Annotated in this window: 17 protein-coding genes; 4 read left to right on the top strand and 13 right to left on the bottom strand. The window is 41.4% G+C overall.

Annotated elements, in window-relative coordinates:
• Positions 1–13 precede the first annotated feature (13 nt).
• Positions 14–1675, bottom strand: a complete 1662-nt coding sequence (locus GSQ19_RS01020; RefSeq protein ID WP_011320946.1) for a CocE/NonD family hydrolase — start codon at positions 1673–1675, stop codon at positions 14–16.
• 168 nt (positions 1676–1843) lie between these two features.
• Positions 1844–2680 carry a hypothetical protein gene (locus GSQ19_RS01015; RefSeq protein WP_011320945.1) on the bottom strand — a complete coding sequence of 279 codons (837 nt, stop codon included), beginning with the start codon at positions 2678–2680 and terminating at the stop codon, positions 1844–1846.
• 140 nt (positions 2681–2820) lie between these two features.
• Here GSQ19_RS01015 and GSQ19_RS01010 point away from each other — a divergent pair, with 140 nt between their 5' ends.
• Both GSQ19_RS01010 and GSQ19_RS01005 read left to right on the top strand, forming a co-directional pair.
• Positions 2821–5034, top strand: coding sequence for a phosphoketolase family protein (locus GSQ19_RS01010; RefSeq protein WP_011320944.1), 2214 nt, complete (start codon positions 2821–2823; stop codon positions 5032–5034).
• Positions 5035–5117: 83 nt separating this feature from the next.
• Positions 5118–6572 carry a hypothetical protein gene (locus GSQ19_RS01005; protein WP_011320943.1) on the top strand — a complete coding sequence of 485 codons (1455 nt, stop codon included), beginning with the start codon at positions 5118–5120 and terminating at the stop codon, positions 6570–6572.
• 1 nt (position 6573) lies between these two features.
• On the opposite strand, the gene GSQ19_RS01000 is transcribed toward GSQ19_RS01005, so the two are convergent.
• Complete coding sequence (locus GSQ19_RS01000) at positions 6574–6795, bottom strand: hypothetical protein (RefSeq protein ID WP_041456382.1); 222 nt, start codon at positions 6793–6795, stop codon at positions 6574–6576.
• Positions 6796–6844: 49 nt separating this feature from the next.
• Here GSQ19_RS01000 and GSQ19_RS00995 point away from each other — a divergent pair, with 49 nt between their 5' ends.
• Together GSQ19_RS00995 and GSQ19_RS00990 are read left to right on the top strand one after the other, a co-directional pair.
• Entirely contained in the window at positions 6845–7396 is a 552-nt protein-coding gene (locus GSQ19_RS00995) for a restriction endonuclease (protein WP_011320942.1), read from the top strand.
• Positions 7393–7944 carry a hypothetical protein gene (locus GSQ19_RS00990; protein ID WP_011320941.1) on the top strand — a complete coding sequence of 184 codons (552 nt, stop codon included), beginning with the start codon at positions 7393–7395 and terminating at the stop codon, positions 7942–7944. The genes GSQ19_RS00995 and GSQ19_RS00990 overlap by 4 nt, the downstream gene beginning before the upstream one ends.
• Before the next feature lie 184 nt (positions 7945–8128).
• Here the strand turns inward: GSQ19_RS00990 and GSQ19_RS00985 are convergent, their stop codons facing one another.
• From GSQ19_RS00985 to GSQ19_RS00940, 10 genes are all read right to left on the bottom strand, one after another.
• The gene (locus GSQ19_RS00985; RefSeq protein WP_011320940.1) at positions 8129–9724 is read right to left on the bottom strand and encodes a helix-turn-helix domain-containing protein; all 1596 of its coding nucleotides are present in this window, start codon (positions 9722–9724) and stop codon (positions 8129–8131) included.
• 1008 nt (positions 9725–10732) lie between these two features.
• Positions 10733–11029 (bottom strand): ferredoxin III, nif-specific, encoded by a 297-nt coding sequence (gene fdxB, locus GSQ19_RS00980; RefSeq protein ID WP_011320939.1) that lies wholly within the window; start codon positions 11027–11029, stop codon positions 10733–10735.
• A 70-nt stretch (positions 11030–11099) separates the two neighbouring features.
• On the bottom strand, positions 11100–11399 hold the full coding sequence (locus tag GSQ19_RS00975; RefSeq protein WP_011320938.1) for a 2Fe-2S iron-sulfur cluster-binding protein: 300 nt from the start codon (positions 11397–11399) through the stop codon (positions 11100–11102).
• 34 nt (positions 11400–11433) lie between these two features.
• A complete protein-coding gene (locus GSQ19_RS00970) occupies positions 11434–11805 on the bottom strand; it encodes an iron-sulfur cluster assembly accessory protein (RefSeq protein ID WP_011320937.1) in 372 nt (123 codons plus the stop codon).
• Positions 11806–11828: 23 nt separating this feature from the next.
• A complete protein-coding gene (locus GSQ19_RS00965; protein ID WP_011320936.1) occupies positions 11829–12626 on the bottom strand; it encodes a HesA/MoeB/ThiF family protein in 798 nt (265 codons plus the stop codon).
• Between the two features lie 12 nt (positions 12627–12638).
• Positions 12639–12956, bottom strand: a complete 318-nt coding sequence (gene nifW / locus GSQ19_RS00960) for a nitrogenase-stabilizing/protective protein NifW (protein ID WP_011320935.1) — start codon at positions 12954–12956, stop codon at positions 12639–12641.
• Entirely contained in the window at positions 12940–13188 is a 249-nt protein-coding gene (locus GSQ19_RS00955) for a CCE_0567 family metalloprotein (RefSeq protein ID WP_011320934.1), read from the bottom strand. Before GSQ19_RS00955 ends, nifW begins: the two co-directional genes overlap by 17 nt.
• Positions 13189–13236: 48 nt before the next feature.
• The gene (locus tag GSQ19_RS00950) at positions 13237–13713 is read right to left on the bottom strand and encodes a NifX-associated nitrogen fixation protein (protein WP_011320933.1); all 477 of its coding nucleotides are present in this window, start codon (positions 13711–13713) and stop codon (positions 13237–13239) included.
• On the bottom strand, positions 13710–14114 hold the full coding sequence (gene nifX / locus GSQ19_RS00945; RefSeq protein WP_011320932.1) for a nitrogen fixation protein NifX: 405 nt from the start codon (positions 14112–14114) through the stop codon (positions 13710–13712). Before nifX ends, GSQ19_RS00950 begins: the two co-directional genes overlap by 4 nt.
• Positions 14115–14142: 28 nt before the next feature.
• The gene (locus GSQ19_RS00940) at positions 14143–16860 is read right to left on the bottom strand and encodes a bifunctional nitrogenase iron-molybdenum cofactor biosynthesis protein NifEN (RefSeq protein ID WP_011320931.1); all 2718 of its coding nucleotides are present in this window, start codon (positions 16858–16860) and stop codon (positions 14143–14145) included.
• Positions 16861–16912 lie beyond the last annotated feature (52 nt).

Raw genomic sequence — 16912 nt, 5'->3', positions numbered from 1 at the left:
TGACGAATTAGTCTCATTCCTGTGTTATTGGTAAAAGGATTTGGGAACTGTTATTATCTCTGCAAGTGACGCTAATTGTGATGATTTGGGCATGGAATAAACTATCGCTATCCAAAACTGGACTATTACCAGAGTTCATTGCATAAGCTGGGTAGCAGGCTGCACTCAAACTTAAACGTAAGGAATTACCTTGAGGAATGCGGATACAAGTTGTTTGTAGTTGAATTCTTCTGGTGGTGTGATTCATTCCATCTGGGCAATGTAAATAACCTTGGGTGAAGTTGTATACTTTGCCATCGGGATAAACTTGTGAGAGTACTGCACACAAATCATAACTGGGTTGATCAGCGCTACAAACAATTTCTACGATCGCATCCCCTAATAAATGTAAGTCTGCAATCAAGGGTGCGCTGGTGTATGTGAGGACATCTGAACGGCAATCGATATGCGATCGCTCAAATACACCAGCCGGTATTGCTGCATGACCGCCCACTGATGGCACTGGTCGCCAAGGGTCGTGGACGAGAACATCTGGGGAACTGGGGACTGGGGAAGGTGGGGTCCCCTCTGGGGATAAGGGGTAATGGGGATTGGGGATTAGGGTTCCAGAGTCTTCGCGGATGCTGGCTAGTCCGGTGGTTGACAAAAAGTAAATTTTCTGGTTTGATATAGTTATTATGGGAAACTGTAGCCACATATTACTTCCCATCTCAAATAAACTTACAGGCAATTCATCTAACAACCCTGTATCGATGTCTTTGAGAAAGTAATCAAACCATCTGACCTGCACTTCATCAACAGGACTGACAGCATTAACACCAAAGTCAACTTCGCCCACTTTGCGACCCCAAGGTATATGCGCCCAAGGCCCTACTAATAAATGTTGGGGTGTAGTGGCACGGGCTGTCATATCTTGATATAAATGCAGCGTACCGCGTAGGTAGGTATCGAACCAGCCGCCGATATGCAGCATGGGCAAGTCTACACCTTGGAAATGGGTTTTGGGTGAGAGTTCTTGCCAGTATGAGTCTGGTTGGGGATGGGTTACCCATTCGTGATAAAAAGATTCTGGTGCAAGTTGTTGGAGGATTTCGGGATTATTTAAGGGTAGGTTGCGGGATGCGGTGAATAAAGCTTGATATTTTTCTTTATCTCCTCGTAACCGCGCCGTTTCCGTAGCTAATTGAATTGCCCACGCCAGATTAGTTTGCAAACAAAACGCGCCGCCTTCATACGCCCAATCTGTATATAAATCATAGCCAATCATCGCTGGGCAGATAGTCTTTAAAGCTGGCGGTTGGGCAATTGCGGTATATAACTGAGTCATTCCCTGATAGGAAAACCCATACATTCCCACCTGTCCATTACTCCCAGGAATACTTGCAGCCCAGTTTACCGTATCTTCACCATCGGCAATTTCATTAGCAAATAACTTAAATTCGCCTTGAGAAGTTCCCCGTCCCCGCACATCTTGAATAACGACAATATACCCCTGGGCGGCATACCAAGTAGGATGGGCATAGACAACAGTAGATGCGATCGCTCTACCATAAGGTTGTCGCATTAATAATACCGGAAATTCACCGTCTCCATCCGGTCGATAGATATCTGCATCTAGCCTCACCCCATCACGGGTATACATCGATGCTGTTTGCTTACCAAGAACATCAAACATAAGTAGTGGTCATGAACTGTGTAGACGGTGATTGTTGACTGTTGACTGTTGACTGATGACTGTTGACTGTTGATTGGAAAAGCTAGGTTAAAAACCGGACTTTCGTCCCACTACGCTAACGCCCCTAGTGGGTGGCTGTATTTAATGCGCGAATTTTGAATTGATTCATTACTTACGTTTTTTATTTTTCTTTTGCTTCTTTGGCTTCTTACTTACAAGTGGTGCAAAACCACGGGGTTGTCCAAGTTCTTGCTTGTAGTAATTTACGATGTCTTCCAGTCTAAACTTTGTTTCGGGGACTTCTTCACGGGTTTTCAGTCCCAATTCTACCTGTGCATCACCCCAATTCCCGACAATAAAAGGTGGTACTCGATTAGCTGCAAACGCTTGTTCTATCACTGGTGCAGACTCAACAGCTTTTAAATCCAGCAGTTCACCAATCAAAAAAGCGTTAAATTCTGGGTCATTATTGGCAAAGTCTTCTAACCTTTGCGTCAACACTGCTACACATCGGTCACGTAAATCAGGATGTTTCTCAGCAATTTTAGTTAAGGCTGTAGCCGCATCGGCGAGTTGGTAAGCATCGTGAGAAGAATCCCCCAGATATGCTTCTAGTGTAGGAATCGCCGCCGCCCCAACTGTAGCAAAGTACTCAGCTAATTCACCAGGTGTCCAATCATCATCGACTTCGTGAAATAGATTCGCCAGGGGTTGAATTGCGGCTTCTGCACTTAGTTGAGTTAATACCCGTATTGCGTGGACTGGTCCCCAAACCTCTACACTATCTTGGTCAGCATTATTTAATTCTGCATCAGTCGCCATGCGAATTAAGTCAGGAACATGGTCTGCATTAAAACCAAGTTTCTGCACATAGTTGGGGACATCTCGCATCTTACTACAATCACCGTAGGTCAATAGTTTATCTACTGGAGATGGATAAATAGACGCTGCCATATAGTTATCTCTGCCTTTTTGGTTGTAACTATTATCCCTATGATTTGCCATCACTTGGAACAGAACTATTTGAACTACTTATATTTAGCATTGCCAAACACTTATAAACTGATACAACGCTAAAGATGTAAAATTTCTGTTAAATTCATCGAGCATCAATAGTTTCCCATCATCCTTATCAGGTACTCAGCATGACTGCAATCACACCCAAAGCTTCGTCAGCGCTTCCCGAATTTGCGGAAGGTATTCAATATTTTGGTGAAGCACTACCAGATTTTGAAACTTATGGTGCCACACCTGCGATAGAATCGGGAAAAGTAGCGATCGCCGCTCCAACAAACCCTCAAGCTGTATATCAAACTTTACTCGCGGCTGATGCCTTACGCTACCTGACACTACAAATCACTGGTAGTAAGGCTTCTGGACATCCAGGCGGGTTTGCTAGCCAAGCGGAAGCTTACGCGGCTTTGGTCATGCTGGGGTATAAAAATATTATTACCGAAGTCGGACACCATGCCCCTGGATTTTATAGTGCCATGTTCCTCGATCGCTCCTTGGAGGATATGGGTATCTCCACAGTACAACAATTGCGCGATCGCTTCCGCGAAAAACATGGATTATTAGGACACCTTTCCGGTTACATCCCCGGTATTCTTGCACCCGCCGGCCCCTTGGGACAAGGACAGCACTTTGCAATGGCGGCTGCACTCCTCCACCGTGACAAACTTTTCCCCTTCACCCTCGGCGACGGTGGACTAGGTGAACCATACATCATGAGTTCAATGGCGCACTTTAACACCGCCTATCCCAGCGTCACCAACTTCTTACCCGTGTTGGTGTGGAATGGTTACAGCCAAGAACATCACAGCATGGTTTCCCTCAAAACCAACGCACAGATGACAGCATATTGGCAAGGTAACGGTTTTGAAGAAGTCGTATTAGTTGATGCCAAAGAATTTGACGACCAAAACCAACCAGGAGATTATGTTGACAGTACCATTTTCTCCTTTACCCAGCGTCTAGCCTTCACCCAAGCCGTCCTCGTCGCCGTAGATAAAGCCGCCCGTTCCGCCCTGGGTGGTAAACTGACAGTCTTCATCATCAAACAACTCAAAGGCGCAGGCGTTCACGCCAAGGGTGCAAAATCTCACAACCTCTATCCCAAAGACACCCTAGACGCACCCCATATTATCACCGCCTTACAAAAACGGGCATTATCCCCCGCAGCTTGGCAAACCGTCAGAACCAACGCCGAACGCGCAGGGGGAGGCCCAGCATCTAAAACAGTGGTGACAGAATTTGAGTTACCATTACCAGATTTAGGTACATTACCATTAGAAGAATATGCAGTCGGTGGTGAACCCAAAGTTTCTACCACCGCAATGGGACGAATCGTCGGTGCAGTTGGACAAAAAGATCCCAATTTCCTCGTCACTAACGCTGACGGAAACGAAGCATCAGGTATAGGTAACATCAACCAAGCCTTAAAGATTATCCACCCCACCACCGACGACTTATATAACCAAGCACCAAACGGACAAGTTTACGAACCATTGAGTGAAGATGCTTGTGCAGGTTTAGCTGTTGGTTTGTCTTTGATGGGTGCAAGAACCCTCTGGTGTTCTTACGAATCTTTCGCCATCAACGGCTTACCAATCTGGCAAACCGTCATCCAAGCAATGGCAGAATTACGCCGCCCAACTCCCTCAACAATTACCTTATTCACCGCCGGCGCACTAGAACAAGGACGCAACGGCTGGACACACCAACGTCCAGAAATCGAAGCTTACTTTGCATCCATGATGCGGAACGGCAATGTATTCCCCGTATTCCCCCCCGATGCTAACAGTACCCAAGTTTGTTATGACTGGGCGTTGACAACTAAGAATAAAGGCATTGTCATCACCGCCAGTAAATCACCCTTACCAATTCGTACCACCTTTGCCCAAACTCGCCAAGGTTTAGAAGAAGGTGCAGTAGTATTGCATGAAATTCCTGGTGGTAAGCAAGTTGTGTTTGCTGTCATTGGCGACATGACATTAATTCCCGTATTTGAAGCCGCCGCTTTCTTAGAAACTGAAGGTATCGGAGTGAAGATAGTTTCTGTGATTAATCCCCGCCGTTTGTATCGTCCTCATGATGTTGCATGGGATACCTGTTCTGAAGCTGATAACGGTTTCATTGATGATGCCAAATTCGCTGAATTATTTGCTGGCGATGCCTTAATTGGTGTCACTGGTGGTGTGGCTTCGATGTTAGAACCTATCATGTTGCGGAGTAACAGCAAGCGCGATACCTTCGCCTGGAAGCGTGGGGAGACTACAGCTAGTGCTGGTGAGTTGATGGCGTTTAATGGGTTGACTGCTGAGGCTTTGACAAAGCGGGCTATTGAGTTAGTGCATTAAATTTAGATAGATATAATGTAATGACCTCCATCTAGGTATTTTCCTGGGTGGGGTTCACTATATCTATATATTTATATAGACGTATGAATTGCAAAATATTTTACTCTTGGCAATCAGACTTACCTAATAAGACAAATCGTGGATTTATTGAGACTGCTCTTGAGGCTGCTGCTAAATCCATCCGCAATGATGATTCTATACAAGTAGAGCCAGTTATAGACCGTGACACAAAAGATGTACCTGGCTCACCGGATATTGCTCATACAATATTCGACAAAATTGAACAGGCTCAAGTGTTTGTATGTGATGTTTCGATTATTAACCAAAATAGTTCTTCTCGGCTTACTCCAAATCCTAATGTCTTACTGGAACTGGGATACGCAATCAATGCTTTAGGATGGAACAACATAATTATGGTACTAAATTCTGCTTTTGCGAAGCCAGAAGAACTCCCTTTTGACTTACGAATGCGGCGGGTAATTACCTACTTTATGCCTGAAGAAAGTGAAGATCGTTCTACAGAGCGTAGGCAGCTTCAATCAAAACTAGAATTTGCACTTAGGAATATTTTAGAAGGACTTGATCTGCAAAATACAGGGGAAGTCATCCAACCAATAGAAATAGGACAACAGGTAAGAATAGCAGTTGAGAATTTCCAACAAAATCAAACTATTTTACTTCGTCGGTTCATGACATGGCTCAGGGATGAGCTTGATAAACTTAAGCCAGATTTTACAAAAGGCGGTATACCTGATGAATTATTAGTACAATCAATTGAGCAAACAAAAGAACTGATAATAGAGTTTGCACATCTTGTAGAAGTAATTGCAATGGTCAATAACTTAGATGCTGCACGTGAAATATACAAACAATTTGAAATGATTTTAGAACGTTATAGTCTTCCACGTATTTTCTCAGGTAGCTATCAAGATATTGATTTCGATTTTTACAAATTTGTAGGTCATGAACTTTTTGTGTCTTTTTTCTCATTTCTAATTCGAGAAAACCGATGGGAACTCATTGCGGAGTTATTAGAATCAGGTATTTACATTGAAAATCCTTCAATATATAGTAGAGAATCAGGTTTAGTTTATTTCACATACATTTCTCAGACTGTTAGGTTGTTAGATGTTCGTAAAAACCGCCTAAACTTAATGAGAATATCACTTCATGCAGATATTTTGAATGAACGCCACATACACGGAGATTTAGCCAACATTGTTCCAATGCAACAATTTATGGATGCAGACTGTTTTTTATTTCTACGGTCAGAATTTCAAAATAATAAAGCAAATGAACGACATAGTTGGATACCTTGGACTAAGGTATATATGGAGCAAGTACCAAGATACTTAGTAGAGGCATCTAGCATTAGAAGTGCTAGAAAATTATTAGATCCTCTTGGAGTTAAAGATATTGAGACTTTTAGATATCGTCTAGGAGAAGCTTCAAATAATTTAGCACGGATGTTTTCTAATGGTTGGCCTTCTTCTCCATTGATTAATTTTAACCCTTTAACACTTGGAAATAAACCTTAATTTATGAATAAGTTGGGTGAAGGCGCAAGCTTGTATATTTACAACATAACGAGTTGATATTTGCGCCGTAACCCAACACCAAATTATCTTGATTCCAAGCAGGTAATTTAACATATAGCTTTTTCTTGAAAAAATAGATAATTTGTTGGATTTCACTCAGTTCTAACCAACCTACAGGGAGTGCTTCGTTAGCATTGGCATCACTTCTAAAATTTGCAATCATGTAATATTAATTTAAATATTTAACATATGACTACACCTAAAATACAAGCATGACCACAGATACAGAATATCAAGCAAGAATTATCACTTATGGTTGGGATGACTTAAGAATATTATGGTTAGAAATTAAAACAAAAAGTACCTCTAACTTTTGGGATGAAGGTAAAGCATTAGAATATTTAGTTTTACGTGCATTCCAACTTGATGGCGCGGAAGTCGCTTGGCCTTATACCGTGAAAATTCAAGATACAATAGTAGAACAAATTGACGGAGTAGTATACACAGACGGTCTAGCCTGCTTAGTAGAATGCAAGGACACAGCTAAAGAAGTTAATATTGAACCCATAGCAAAGCTACGAAATCAACTACTAAGAAGACCAGCAACAGCTATTGGTAGCGTGTTTAGTCGCAGTGGCTTTACAGAAGCAGCAGTAACTTTAACTGGATTTGTCGCACCCCAAGCTGTTCTATTATGGGGAGGAGAAGAAATTGAATACTCACTCACAAATCAATGTATATGTAGATTTCTAGTCAAAAAATATCGTGTTTGTGTTCAGAACTGTATCCCCAATTACGACATTACAACGGAGCTTGGATCATGACACTAGCATATATAATTGCAGAGGGTTATAGAGATATAGAAATTTTACAAAAATTACTTCCAAAAAATCTGACTCAGGATATCCAATTTATAGCAGGTGAAAGTTCTTATAGAGCGCGTTCTTTAGCTAGTTCACTGCTTGCGACTCGAAACACACCTGTTGCTCTTGTCTTAGATGCAGATACAGATAACGAATCTCAAATATTGGAAAGACACGATTTAATTAACTATACACTAAATCAAGCATCACCTGGGATTCCCTATCAAATCTTTTTTGCAGTTCCCGAAATAGAAATTATATTTTTGCAAGATAAATCATTAATCGAAAAAATAGCACAACGACAATTTAATGATTTAGAATGGCAATTGGCTCAAAGTAAACCTAAAGAATTTTTAGAGATATTATTTGGGAAGGGTGAACAAATAAATAAAATAATATTTGACCATATCACAGAGGAAGAAATAAAAATATTGCAACAACATCCATTAATACAAGCAATAATGGCTTTTATCGCATCGCTGATTCCATCTTCTGTGGTCATTAATTAATAATTTTTAGCATTGGGGGTAGTTTGGGTGGAGGCGCAAGGTTGCATATTTGCAGCATAACAAATTGATATTTGCGCCGTAACCCAAAAATACATCACATTCAGAAATTACACTAGAGTAGCCTGGAATCCTCAGCACAGTTTCAGGATGGTGAGGGTGAGGATTTGAATAGTTAATTCTTGAGCTAACTTATACCTAATGCTTTTCGCAATACCATTTGATCTTCTAACTTAGCTTGAAAACGACCATTTTCAATATCACGAATCCAACTCTGGCTTTTACCTGTTAACTTCGCTAAATCTCTTTGGCTTAAACCAAGTTTTTTTCTAGCCTCAATAATAAATTCTGTAGAAAGAGTTATTGGCGGTTTTAAGTTTGTCTTATTGTGGCTAATTCGTTGCTTTTTCTTAGGCTTGGTAAGCAGCTTTTTCCACTCTGGTGGCATTTCAAAATATAAGATGCGAGCATTCATTAATCGATTCCACTTACCGCGAGGGGCAGCATCAGTTAGTCGATTTTCATTATTACCATCATGAATCCAAAAATCTATTGCTGCTTCGCCATCATCTGGAATATCCGCTAATTTAGACCACAAAGGTTGAATTTCTAAGGGATAGGTAACTGGATCAAATATCGGCTTCATTCCATAGTGATTAAGTACTTCTAAATCACTTTCAAATATTTTTAAAAGACGTTGTCGATTTTCTGGTTGCAAGGCTACTTGCTGGATTCGTCGCTCTCCGTAAGCAACTTTCATCAGCATAGGAATTGTAATGCACTGTTCTTTGCCTAACTTAATTTTAAATAATAACCATAGCATCATCCGAGCAGCACCTTCATGTTGCTGCCAAATTTTCATTATTGTAGTTAATAAAAACTTGGGTAAAGTACCGTATTGATAGAACGCTGTACGCTCTTTGCAACCTTGTCTATTGAGAAAGTATTGCGCCCATTCACCAGCTTTTATTGTCAAAGTCAATCCTACTAAATATTTGCATCCAGATTCGTCTTCCTGAAAGTGATGTTGAATATTCAATAAATGCCATAAACGGCTATTTTCTAGACAAATTTCTTTAATTTTCCCCTGGGCAGGTAAATTAATCGAAGCTATGATTCTGCATGGTTGTTGAGCTAGTTCTTTGATTAAATTTAGCTTGGTAATTTTGCTCAAATCCTTACGTTTATCTAGTCCTAAATACTGCTCAATTTGCTGGTCGTTAATAGTAAATTCGTCTTCCCAAGGCTCATCTAAATTAGTCGCATAAGCAGCATAGAGCAGGTGCATACAAGCAGCTCTAATATCAAAGGTTTTGATTGTAGATAAAGCTTTTGCACCTTTGAGGATGGCTGATGGCTCTGATTGTACGCTATCTGTAACTCGAAAAGCGATCGCTCCCTTACCGCGATTAATTTGTCGTTGATAATACACTTCTCCCGACTCATCAGTTTCCCAAGGGAGAGACTGTCTCTGTGCTAAAACATTGCATAATTCCCAGATGGCGATCGCTGATGCAAAAGGATGGCTTTTCCCATCCGCAAAAAGTTCTGGACTAGGAACCTTTCTGTCATCAAGTTTGTATCTTCCCTTTTTCGGTTGAGAAGGGATTGGAGAATTGGCAGGACAACAAATTACACACTGTGGCTCAAGATAATCTTCACAGTTATTACACAAACTAGGGTCAATCCAGTAATCACCGTCTATAACTTTGATCGCACCTTGAGGACATAGGGGAACGCAGTTAGCGCACTGAATACAACGATTAGTAATGGCGTAGGGCATAGTTTTGTGCAACTGATTTTCAAGTAGAAATGCTAACCACAGATGTAAATATTGGAAACATTCAGCCGTTATAAATTCCTCGCCTTGGCAAAGGTGCTGAAGTTACTGGATGCTGCTATTGCCCAATCTCAAAAATAAATCGAGTAAATTGGCAGCATTAACCGCCACATCTTTCAATTATTTTTGAATGTGCTTGTTGTGTATATTCTTAGCTTTGGTAAATGATCATTGCTCACATTTAGCCTATTAGTTATCAGACCAAATAATTGGAGCAAAAATTGATTTTTTATGCTGCTGTTTTACCATTTTGTTTGATTTACTAATTAAATCTCTTGAAATCTCTGTTTTGTATGTGATATGCTGCTAATAAACCGACTAAAAATCTCCCTCATTGGTAAAAATTATTTTCAATTTTGGGAATTTTTTTGTTTTTCAGGTATTAAATGAGTATGATTTGTCAGGTTTAGTAAAAAGTTTTATTTGCCAGCCTAGCAGACTTACAAGTAAGATATTTTTGTTATTTACACTCAGGCTGCTAAATTGAACTTGTTTATTCTCTAGTCCAAACCTTTAACTGGAATGAGCGTGATTTACGTTACCACGGAAGGAATTTCTTGATTTTCTATTATCCAAAAAAAATCTAACTTCTGGCTCCTTATAATTGTTATTAGTACCTTTTGTAACTGCTAAGACATTAAAATTTTGTTCATTATGAACTATTAAACAAATTTTTATTTTTGCACAAAGATTATTATATTTAATATACATAAGACTACGCTATATTCCTTTGTAATAAATTTTACTTTTTTCTATCTAGTAAAAGTAATTTTGAAAAAATATTAGCTTTTTTGAGGAAATTGTAGCTTTATAGAGTTAATTAAAACAATAAAGGAGTAAAAAGCGAATTTAGGTTACTTTTCACTCCTATTTTTCTGAAATTTAGTTGTTTTATTCGGTAAAAGATACTACTGCTTGACAGATTTCACATAATTGAAGACTTAAAAATCTTTAATTATGTTCAAGTGGGCTATGGGTGTAACAATTTTTCGGACAAGCCCTAGCGCAAGCCTGACAGCCAATACAATACTCTGGATGAATAATAGACATTACTTTGCGTTCGATTTCTTCCCCCTCCTCATCTTCTACAAATTCGCCATTTTCATTCAGCGCTTGCAGTATTAGCACATTCCGGCCGCAAGCCTTAAAGCATCGACCACAACCAATACATTTATCTTGGTTAACTGCTTCTACAAATTGGGGTGTCCAGACTTGACCTCCAAAGGTTAAACCAGTGAGTGTTGCCATAGGGTGATTGTTCGTAATTGTAAGGGTATGAGGGGCAGAGGAGAATGACTACTAACTGTGGAGTCAATACTCAAACTAAATAGGGTTCTTGATGAGTGCGAATTGTGCAGTCAGAACGGGGATAGGAGACACACAGGACAATAAATCCTTTAGCCATTTGCTCTTCATCGAGAAATACTTGTTCGGACTGATCAACTTCACCCTCAACCACTTTAGCAACGCAACTAGAGCAAGACCCAGATTGACAGGAAAAGGGTAACTCTATGTCTTGTTGTTCTGCGGCATCTAGAATTGTGGTATTTTCGTCAACAGGAATAGTAATGTCGATCGCTCTCTTTTTATTAATCAATCTCACTTGATAAGTGGTCATCTTCGTATCCTCCAAATCAATAGGGTTTAGGGTATCAACTACAAGGAACGCCAGCCGGACTGCAATTACCTGCTTGGAATGATTTCCCACAGCCACAGGTATCAGTAGCATTGGGATTACTAAACTTAAATCCGCTTTCTAGCAAGCCATCGACAAAATCAACCACAACGCCTTCTAGTAATGGCGCACTTTGCGAATCAACATAGATCCGTAATTTCCCTTGTTGCAGCACCATGTCATCTGCTTGGGGTGCGTTAATAATTTTGATGGAATACTGATAGCCACTACAACCACCATCTTCCACAGCAACGCGTATCCCTCGTTGGGTGGAATTTTCATCTTTACTAAAACTTAAAAGAAAAGTACGCAGCCGGAATTCTGCTGCCTCTGTTAAAGTTAAAGTCATAAAATATACCTTTAAACTATTGACTATTGACTATTGACTAAAACGCGACTTAGTTGTTGGGGGTGAGGATAGTGTTGAGAATGAGTACCGCAAACTGGACAATTGCGATCGCGGTAAGAACGACGCTTGGCGAATGTTAACTGGTGCAGATTCATTGTCAACAGTTCTGATGAGAGTGGCTGACTAAATCCAGTAATTAACTTCATGGCTTCTAGTGCTGTCAGACAGGCGAGAGTTCCCGAAACTGCACCCAGCACACCAAAACCACGCCGATCCCATTCTGGTTTTTCGGGAAATAGACAAGACAAACAAGGCGTAACACCAGGAATAATTGTTGTCAGATAAGCATCCATCCCATCCATTGCGGCTTCTACCATCGGCTTACGCCAACGTACACAAGCTGCATTCAATAAGTCCCGTTCCCCAAAGTTGTGAGCGCAGTCCAGTGCTACATCGGCGGATTGAATTAAGGAATCAACGTTATCTGGTGTAACGTAATCAAATATGGCTTCAACCTCCACATCTGGGTTGATATCCTCCAGCCTTTTTTTCGCTTTAAACACCCTTGGCTTACCCACCCAATCATCACTCATCAGAATCTGGCGATTCATATCATCCAGCCGCAACTCACCGCCTCGAACCAGAATCAACCGTCCCACGCCAGCTATCGCCAAGTAAAGCGCGGCTGTTCCACCTAACCCACCTACACCCGTCACTAATACCGTTGCAGATTTAAGTCGCTGCTGTGCTTCTTGTCCAAAACCAGGGAGTATGATTTGGCGACGGTAACGTTCTAATTCAGTAGACGTGAGATTTACCACCTTTTCTATCTCCTAGCTTGTTGCAATTTCTGTCAGCATGACAATATTTTTAGGCTTCTGTTTAAACACCTTGAACAACTTTTGTTCTAAAGGTGTAGAACTCAAGAAAACTTCGTAAGCTTGTTTCAGTGCTGTGCAATATAAATCGAGCTTTTCTGCTTGGCTGGCTTGTGAATTATTAGCATCAATCTCTTGAATAGATTGAGAAAACTGCTTCAAAATATGCAGGCGGCTAACCTGAACTACTCTAGGATCATAAGGTAGTTGAAAAAACTCGAAATATTCCTCTGCACTTACAAGTTTATTAAACTGTTCAATATCCCATGTCATGATTTTTCTCCAAACTTTTTAGCTGAGACTTTAATTCATCTAAATGACGATAGATTTCATAAGTTTCGGCTGCTAGTGCAGTCAAATTTTGGTAATCAATTGGCAAACCTTCAGCCAAATCATGCAGATCCATCTTCAATTGACCAGCCTTACTGTTCAGTTTCTTAATTTGTAGTTTTAACCCTTCAATCGTCTGTTGATTGACAGAATCTGTTTTGGCTGACTGCACCATAATACTCCTCATCTCTCTGCGACTCTGCGTGATAAAAAATTATCTTGATTACAACTTAGTAACCTCAGTATATTTCTCCGCCAACTCAATCCCCTTTAGTGTCAGTTTCTCACCCTCTGCTGCTAACTTTTCTATCGAATCAAAGCCAAAACGTTGAGCATCGCGTAAAGTTCTAGCAACTAACAACAGCCGACCAGAGAATACCAACACCCAACCAAAACCTTCATGACTCAAATCGAGAACCACCTGGGATAGTGAGCCAGTTTTCTGTTCGATTTGGGAGGCGATCGCCCGATAGAATGACATAATTCTGGCTTTGGTAGCGGACTCAACATCACCCTCTACAGAGATTTGGCGTTTAGCTTGCTTGCTGACAATATAAGGTTTCAGAATTAATTCATCCGACCAATTGCGATAAAATCCATAAGAATCCTGAGCGCGAATTTGTCTTACCAATTCTTCAACAAATGGAGAATTTAAAGCTTTGCTACTAACAGGTTGATTAACAATTTCAGTTGAACTCATACGCCTACTTCCTCCTCTACAAAACTTGATGATTTTTGCTGTAAAGCTTTCCGTAACCAAGGTAGAGGACTGCCTTTCAAAGTTTTGACTAACTGTTCCAAAAGGTCAGTGATTTTGTCATCCTCAGACCGCGCCTTAATTGGTGTAATGCGTTTCTTAATTAACCGAGCAGCCGCATTGCCGCCAATTGCTGATACATAAACAATCGTACAATCAGCTAAAGCTTCAATTTTTGGCACTAATTTATCCTCATTACCATCTTCTTTCAGGTCGCCCTCAAACCTCAAAGTATTGAGAAACTGATACCCATCTGGTGAAACTTCATAGACATCAATTTTATTAGCCCACCCAAAATGAGCATTAATATGAACTTGGTCATTAGTTGCAAAAGCAATTTTCATAATTTATCCTCCAAGGATTACGAAATTTCTAATGCTTGGCTTTTTCTTCTTCTGCTTCCAGAAATAAATTGCCAATATCAAACAAAAGTTGTGTAGTACCTCGATAGCCGACAGTACAACGCTGTCCATTACCCAAGCGGTCAAAAATAGGAAAACCAAGACGATAAAAAGAAGTTTGTAGACGGCGGGAAATGGCTTTACCATGAGAATTAGCAATGACCAAATCAGACCCTACAGCAAGTCGCTCAAAGTCTTCCAAATCCCCAATAGTGACTTTTTCCACTGGCAGTTTTTCTAAAAGCGGCGACTTTGTAGTAGTCACTGCGGCGTGAATTTCCGCACCCATTGATGCCAAAAACGAGGCGATCGACCACAACAAATCAGGTTCTAGTGCTAACGATACCCGCTTACGCCCAAAGTAAAAGTGAGTATCTAGCATCGCATCTTGCAACTGACGGCGTTGGTGGCGATATTTTTCTGGAACTGCATTACCACTAATATCTACCAACCCTTGCAAGAAGTTATCCACTGCATCTAACCCAGTCAGTTGAGGAAACACCTCGTAAGGAATGCCAAACTGTGTTTGCAAACTCTCGGCTGCACGGCGCATACTTTCGCCTAGTGCAAGGGTAAACACCGAACTACCCATCTGTCGCAGTTCTGCCAAAGTTGTACCACCACCAGTCACCGCACTGTAGGAATCATCCAAGTGTCCATCAAGGGAGGTGGAATGATCAGGGACAACAATCGTTTCTAGTCCAAAAGCTGAGACAATCTCTTTAATTTCCTGTATATCCCCTGGGGTAAAGGCAGAACTCACCAAAATATTGATTTGGTCTAGTCTGGTTTCTCCCGGTTGGGGAATTTCCTTAACTATGCTTTCGACTGCGGTGGCAAAACCATCCTGCAATGCACCCTGAAAATCTGGAGTAGAAGCAAATATTATCGGCAAATCATATAATTCTGGGTGGCGTTTGCGGATACTTCTGAGGATACCTTCCATATCATCCCCTCTGGTTTCCGTAAGTCCGGTAGTTAACAGACCAATGATTTCTGGCTTTGACTTCTCAACCAAAGTCAGGATAGCCTGCTCAATATTATCCTCACCACCCAAAATCGTAGTAACTTCAGTCATAGCAGTGGTGGATAAGGGAATAGCTTCCCGAAAATGCCGCACTAACATGACTTTGGCGAAGGCAGTACAACCCTGGGAACCATGAAACAAAGGCATTACACCTTTCAAACCTAAAAATGCCAAGGCTGCACCCAAAGGTTGACTTTGCTTCAAAGGATTAACCGCAACCGATTTATGCGAATTTTGGACTACAGTTTTCCCCCTCTGCTCCTCTGCTCCCCTGCTCCTCTGCTCCCCTACTCCCTCCTGCCACAATGCCGACTTACGCACCTGCCCCCATACTGGACTATAAAGGGCTTCATCCAGTTCTCGCGCCATTTCCACCATACCCACATAGCCAGCATAGGGATGATGCCGTTCTTGGTTAATATCTAAAAAGGGGATGCGGGCTTTTAGGGCAGTGTATTGATTGCGACCACCAGCAATCAGCATATCGGCTTTTGTTTGGGCGATTACTCGTAACAGTTCTTGAGCATTGCCTTTTTCCATGACGATGCCATCTTTGCCCAGTAAGTCTCTAATTCTAGCTTTATCCTCCTCGGTACTTTTCTTGCTGCTAGTGGCGACAACTTCCATCCCCAAGTCCTTAGCCGCCGAGATAATTGACCAACTTTTCACACCTCCGGTATAAAGAACAACACGTTTACCTTTGAGGCGATCGCGATAAATAGCCAAAGCAATATCTAAAGCAGCAGTTTCTTGGGCAATTAACTGTTCTACTCGTTCTTGCAGACCTTGATCACCTAATTTAGCAGCAATATTCCGCAAACAGCGATTCATGTCATCCACGCCATAGAAAGATTCTTCAATGTAGGGAATGCCATAGCGCTCCTCCATCTTTCTTGCCACGTTGATCAGGGCTTTGGAGCAAATCATCACATTCAGCTTGGCGCGGTGAGCATATTGCACTTCTTTATACTTAGCATTACCCGTAATTTTAGCGAGGACACGAATACCTAATTTTTCAAATAAGGGCAGAACACCCCACAATTCGCCGGCAATGTTGTACTCACCAATGAGGTTGATATCTAATGGTGTTGTATATTCTGGTTCAGCACTACCGATAACATATTCTAGTAAGGCTTCCCCACCGACACGATTACCAAGGTTTTTACTACCAATAAAACCGGGGGAATTGACAGGGATTACAGGTATACCTGTTTTCTTGGCTGCGGCTTCACAGACTGGATCCAAATCATCACCAATCAATGCTGTAACACAAGTGGAGTAGACAAAAACTGCCGCAGGTTGATAGCGTTGCTGTACCTCCAAGATGGCTTTGTACAGCTTCTTTTCGCCACCGAAGATAATATCATTCTCACTCAGGTCGGTTGTAAAACCCATTTTGTAGAGATGGGAACCAGAGGAAAGACTACCACGACCACCCCAAGAATTACCAGAGCAGGCGATCGGCCCGTGGACTAAATGAGCTGCATCAGTAATGGGAACGAGGGCGATTGATGCGCCATCAAAAGCACAACCTCCTTGTGCTGCACCAGGTTGGGCTTGTTGATGACAGGATTTGTTTTTTTTCTGCCCATGTTTGTGGTGATTGTGTTCGCATCCTGGCTCACTTAGCAGCTCGTTAATTTTGCCTTGGGTGATTTTCATGGGAGTTTGAGGAAGATTTTTTAACGCAGAGGGACGCAAAGGTAAGCGCGGA

Source organism: Trichormus variabilis 0441, assembly GCF_009856605.1.
GTDB lineage: Bacteria > Cyanobacteriota > Cyanobacteriia > Cyanobacteriales > Nostocaceae > Trichormus > Trichormus variabilis.
Note: the sequence above shows the minus strand (reverse complement) of the source record. Positions and strands in the feature narration are given on the sequence as shown.

Excerpts from the sequence above, each read along its gene's own strand:
- GSQ19_RS01010 (WP_011320944.1), top strand. The coding sequence starts at position 2,821 with ATGACTGCAATCACACCCAAAGCTTCGTCAGCGCTTCCCGAATTTGCG.
- GSQ19_RS00990 (WP_011320941.1), top strand. The coding sequence starts at position 7,393 with ATGACACTAGCATATATAATTGCAGAGGGTTATAGAGATATAGAAATT.
- GSQ19_RS01020 (WP_011320946.1), bottom strand. The coding sequence starts at position 1,675 with ATGTTTGATGTTCTTGGTAAGCAAACAGCATCGATGTATACCCGTGAT.
- GSQ19_RS01005 (WP_011320943.1), top strand. The coding sequence starts at position 5,118 with ATGAATTGCAAAATATTTTACTCTTGGCAATCAGACTTACCTAATAAG.
- GSQ19_RS00940 (WP_011320931.1), bottom strand. The coding sequence starts at position 16,860 with ATGAAAATCACCCAAGGCAAAATTAACGAGCTGCTAAGTGAGCCAGGA.
- GSQ19_RS00995 (WP_011320942.1), top strand. The coding sequence starts at position 6,845 with ATGACCACAGATACAGAATATCAAGCAAGAATTATCACTTATGGTTGG.
- GSQ19_RS01015 (WP_011320945.1), bottom strand. The coding sequence starts at position 2,680 with ATGGCAAATCATAGGGATAATAGTTACAACCAAAAAGGCAGAGATAAC.
- nifW (WP_011320935.1), bottom strand. The coding sequence starts at position 12,956 with ATGACATGGGATATTGAACAGTTTAATAAACTTGTAAGTGCAGAGGAA.
- nifX (WP_011320932.1), bottom strand. The coding sequence starts at position 14,114 with ATGAAAATTGCTTTTGCAACTAATGACCAAGTTCATATTAATGCTCAT.
- GSQ19_RS00975 (WP_011320938.1), bottom strand. The coding sequence starts at position 11,399 with ATGACCACTTATCAAGTGAGATTGATTAATAAAAAGAGAGCGATCGAC.
- GSQ19_RS00955 (WP_011320934.1), bottom strand. The coding sequence starts at position 13,188 with ATGGTGCAGTCAGCCAAAACAGATTCTGTCAATCAACAGACGATTGAA.
- fdxB (WP_011320939.1), bottom strand. The coding sequence starts at position 11,029 with ATGGCAACACTCACTGGTTTAACCTTTGGAGGTCAAGTCTGGACACCC.
- GSQ19_RS00950 (WP_011320933.1), bottom strand. The coding sequence starts at position 13,713 with ATGAGTTCAACTGAAATTGTTAATCAACCTGTTAGTAGCAAAGCTTTA.
- GSQ19_RS01000 (WP_041456382.1), bottom strand. The coding sequence starts at position 6,795 with ATGATTGCAAATTTTAGAAGTGATGCCAATGCTAACGAAGCACTCCCT.
- GSQ19_RS00985 (WP_011320940.1), bottom strand. The coding sequence starts at position 9,724 with ATGCCCTACGCCATTACTAATCGTTGTATTCAGTGCGCTAACTGCGTT.
- GSQ19_RS00970 (WP_011320937.1), bottom strand. The coding sequence starts at position 11,805 with ATGACTTTAACTTTAACAGAGGCAGCAGAATTCCGGCTGCGTACTTTT.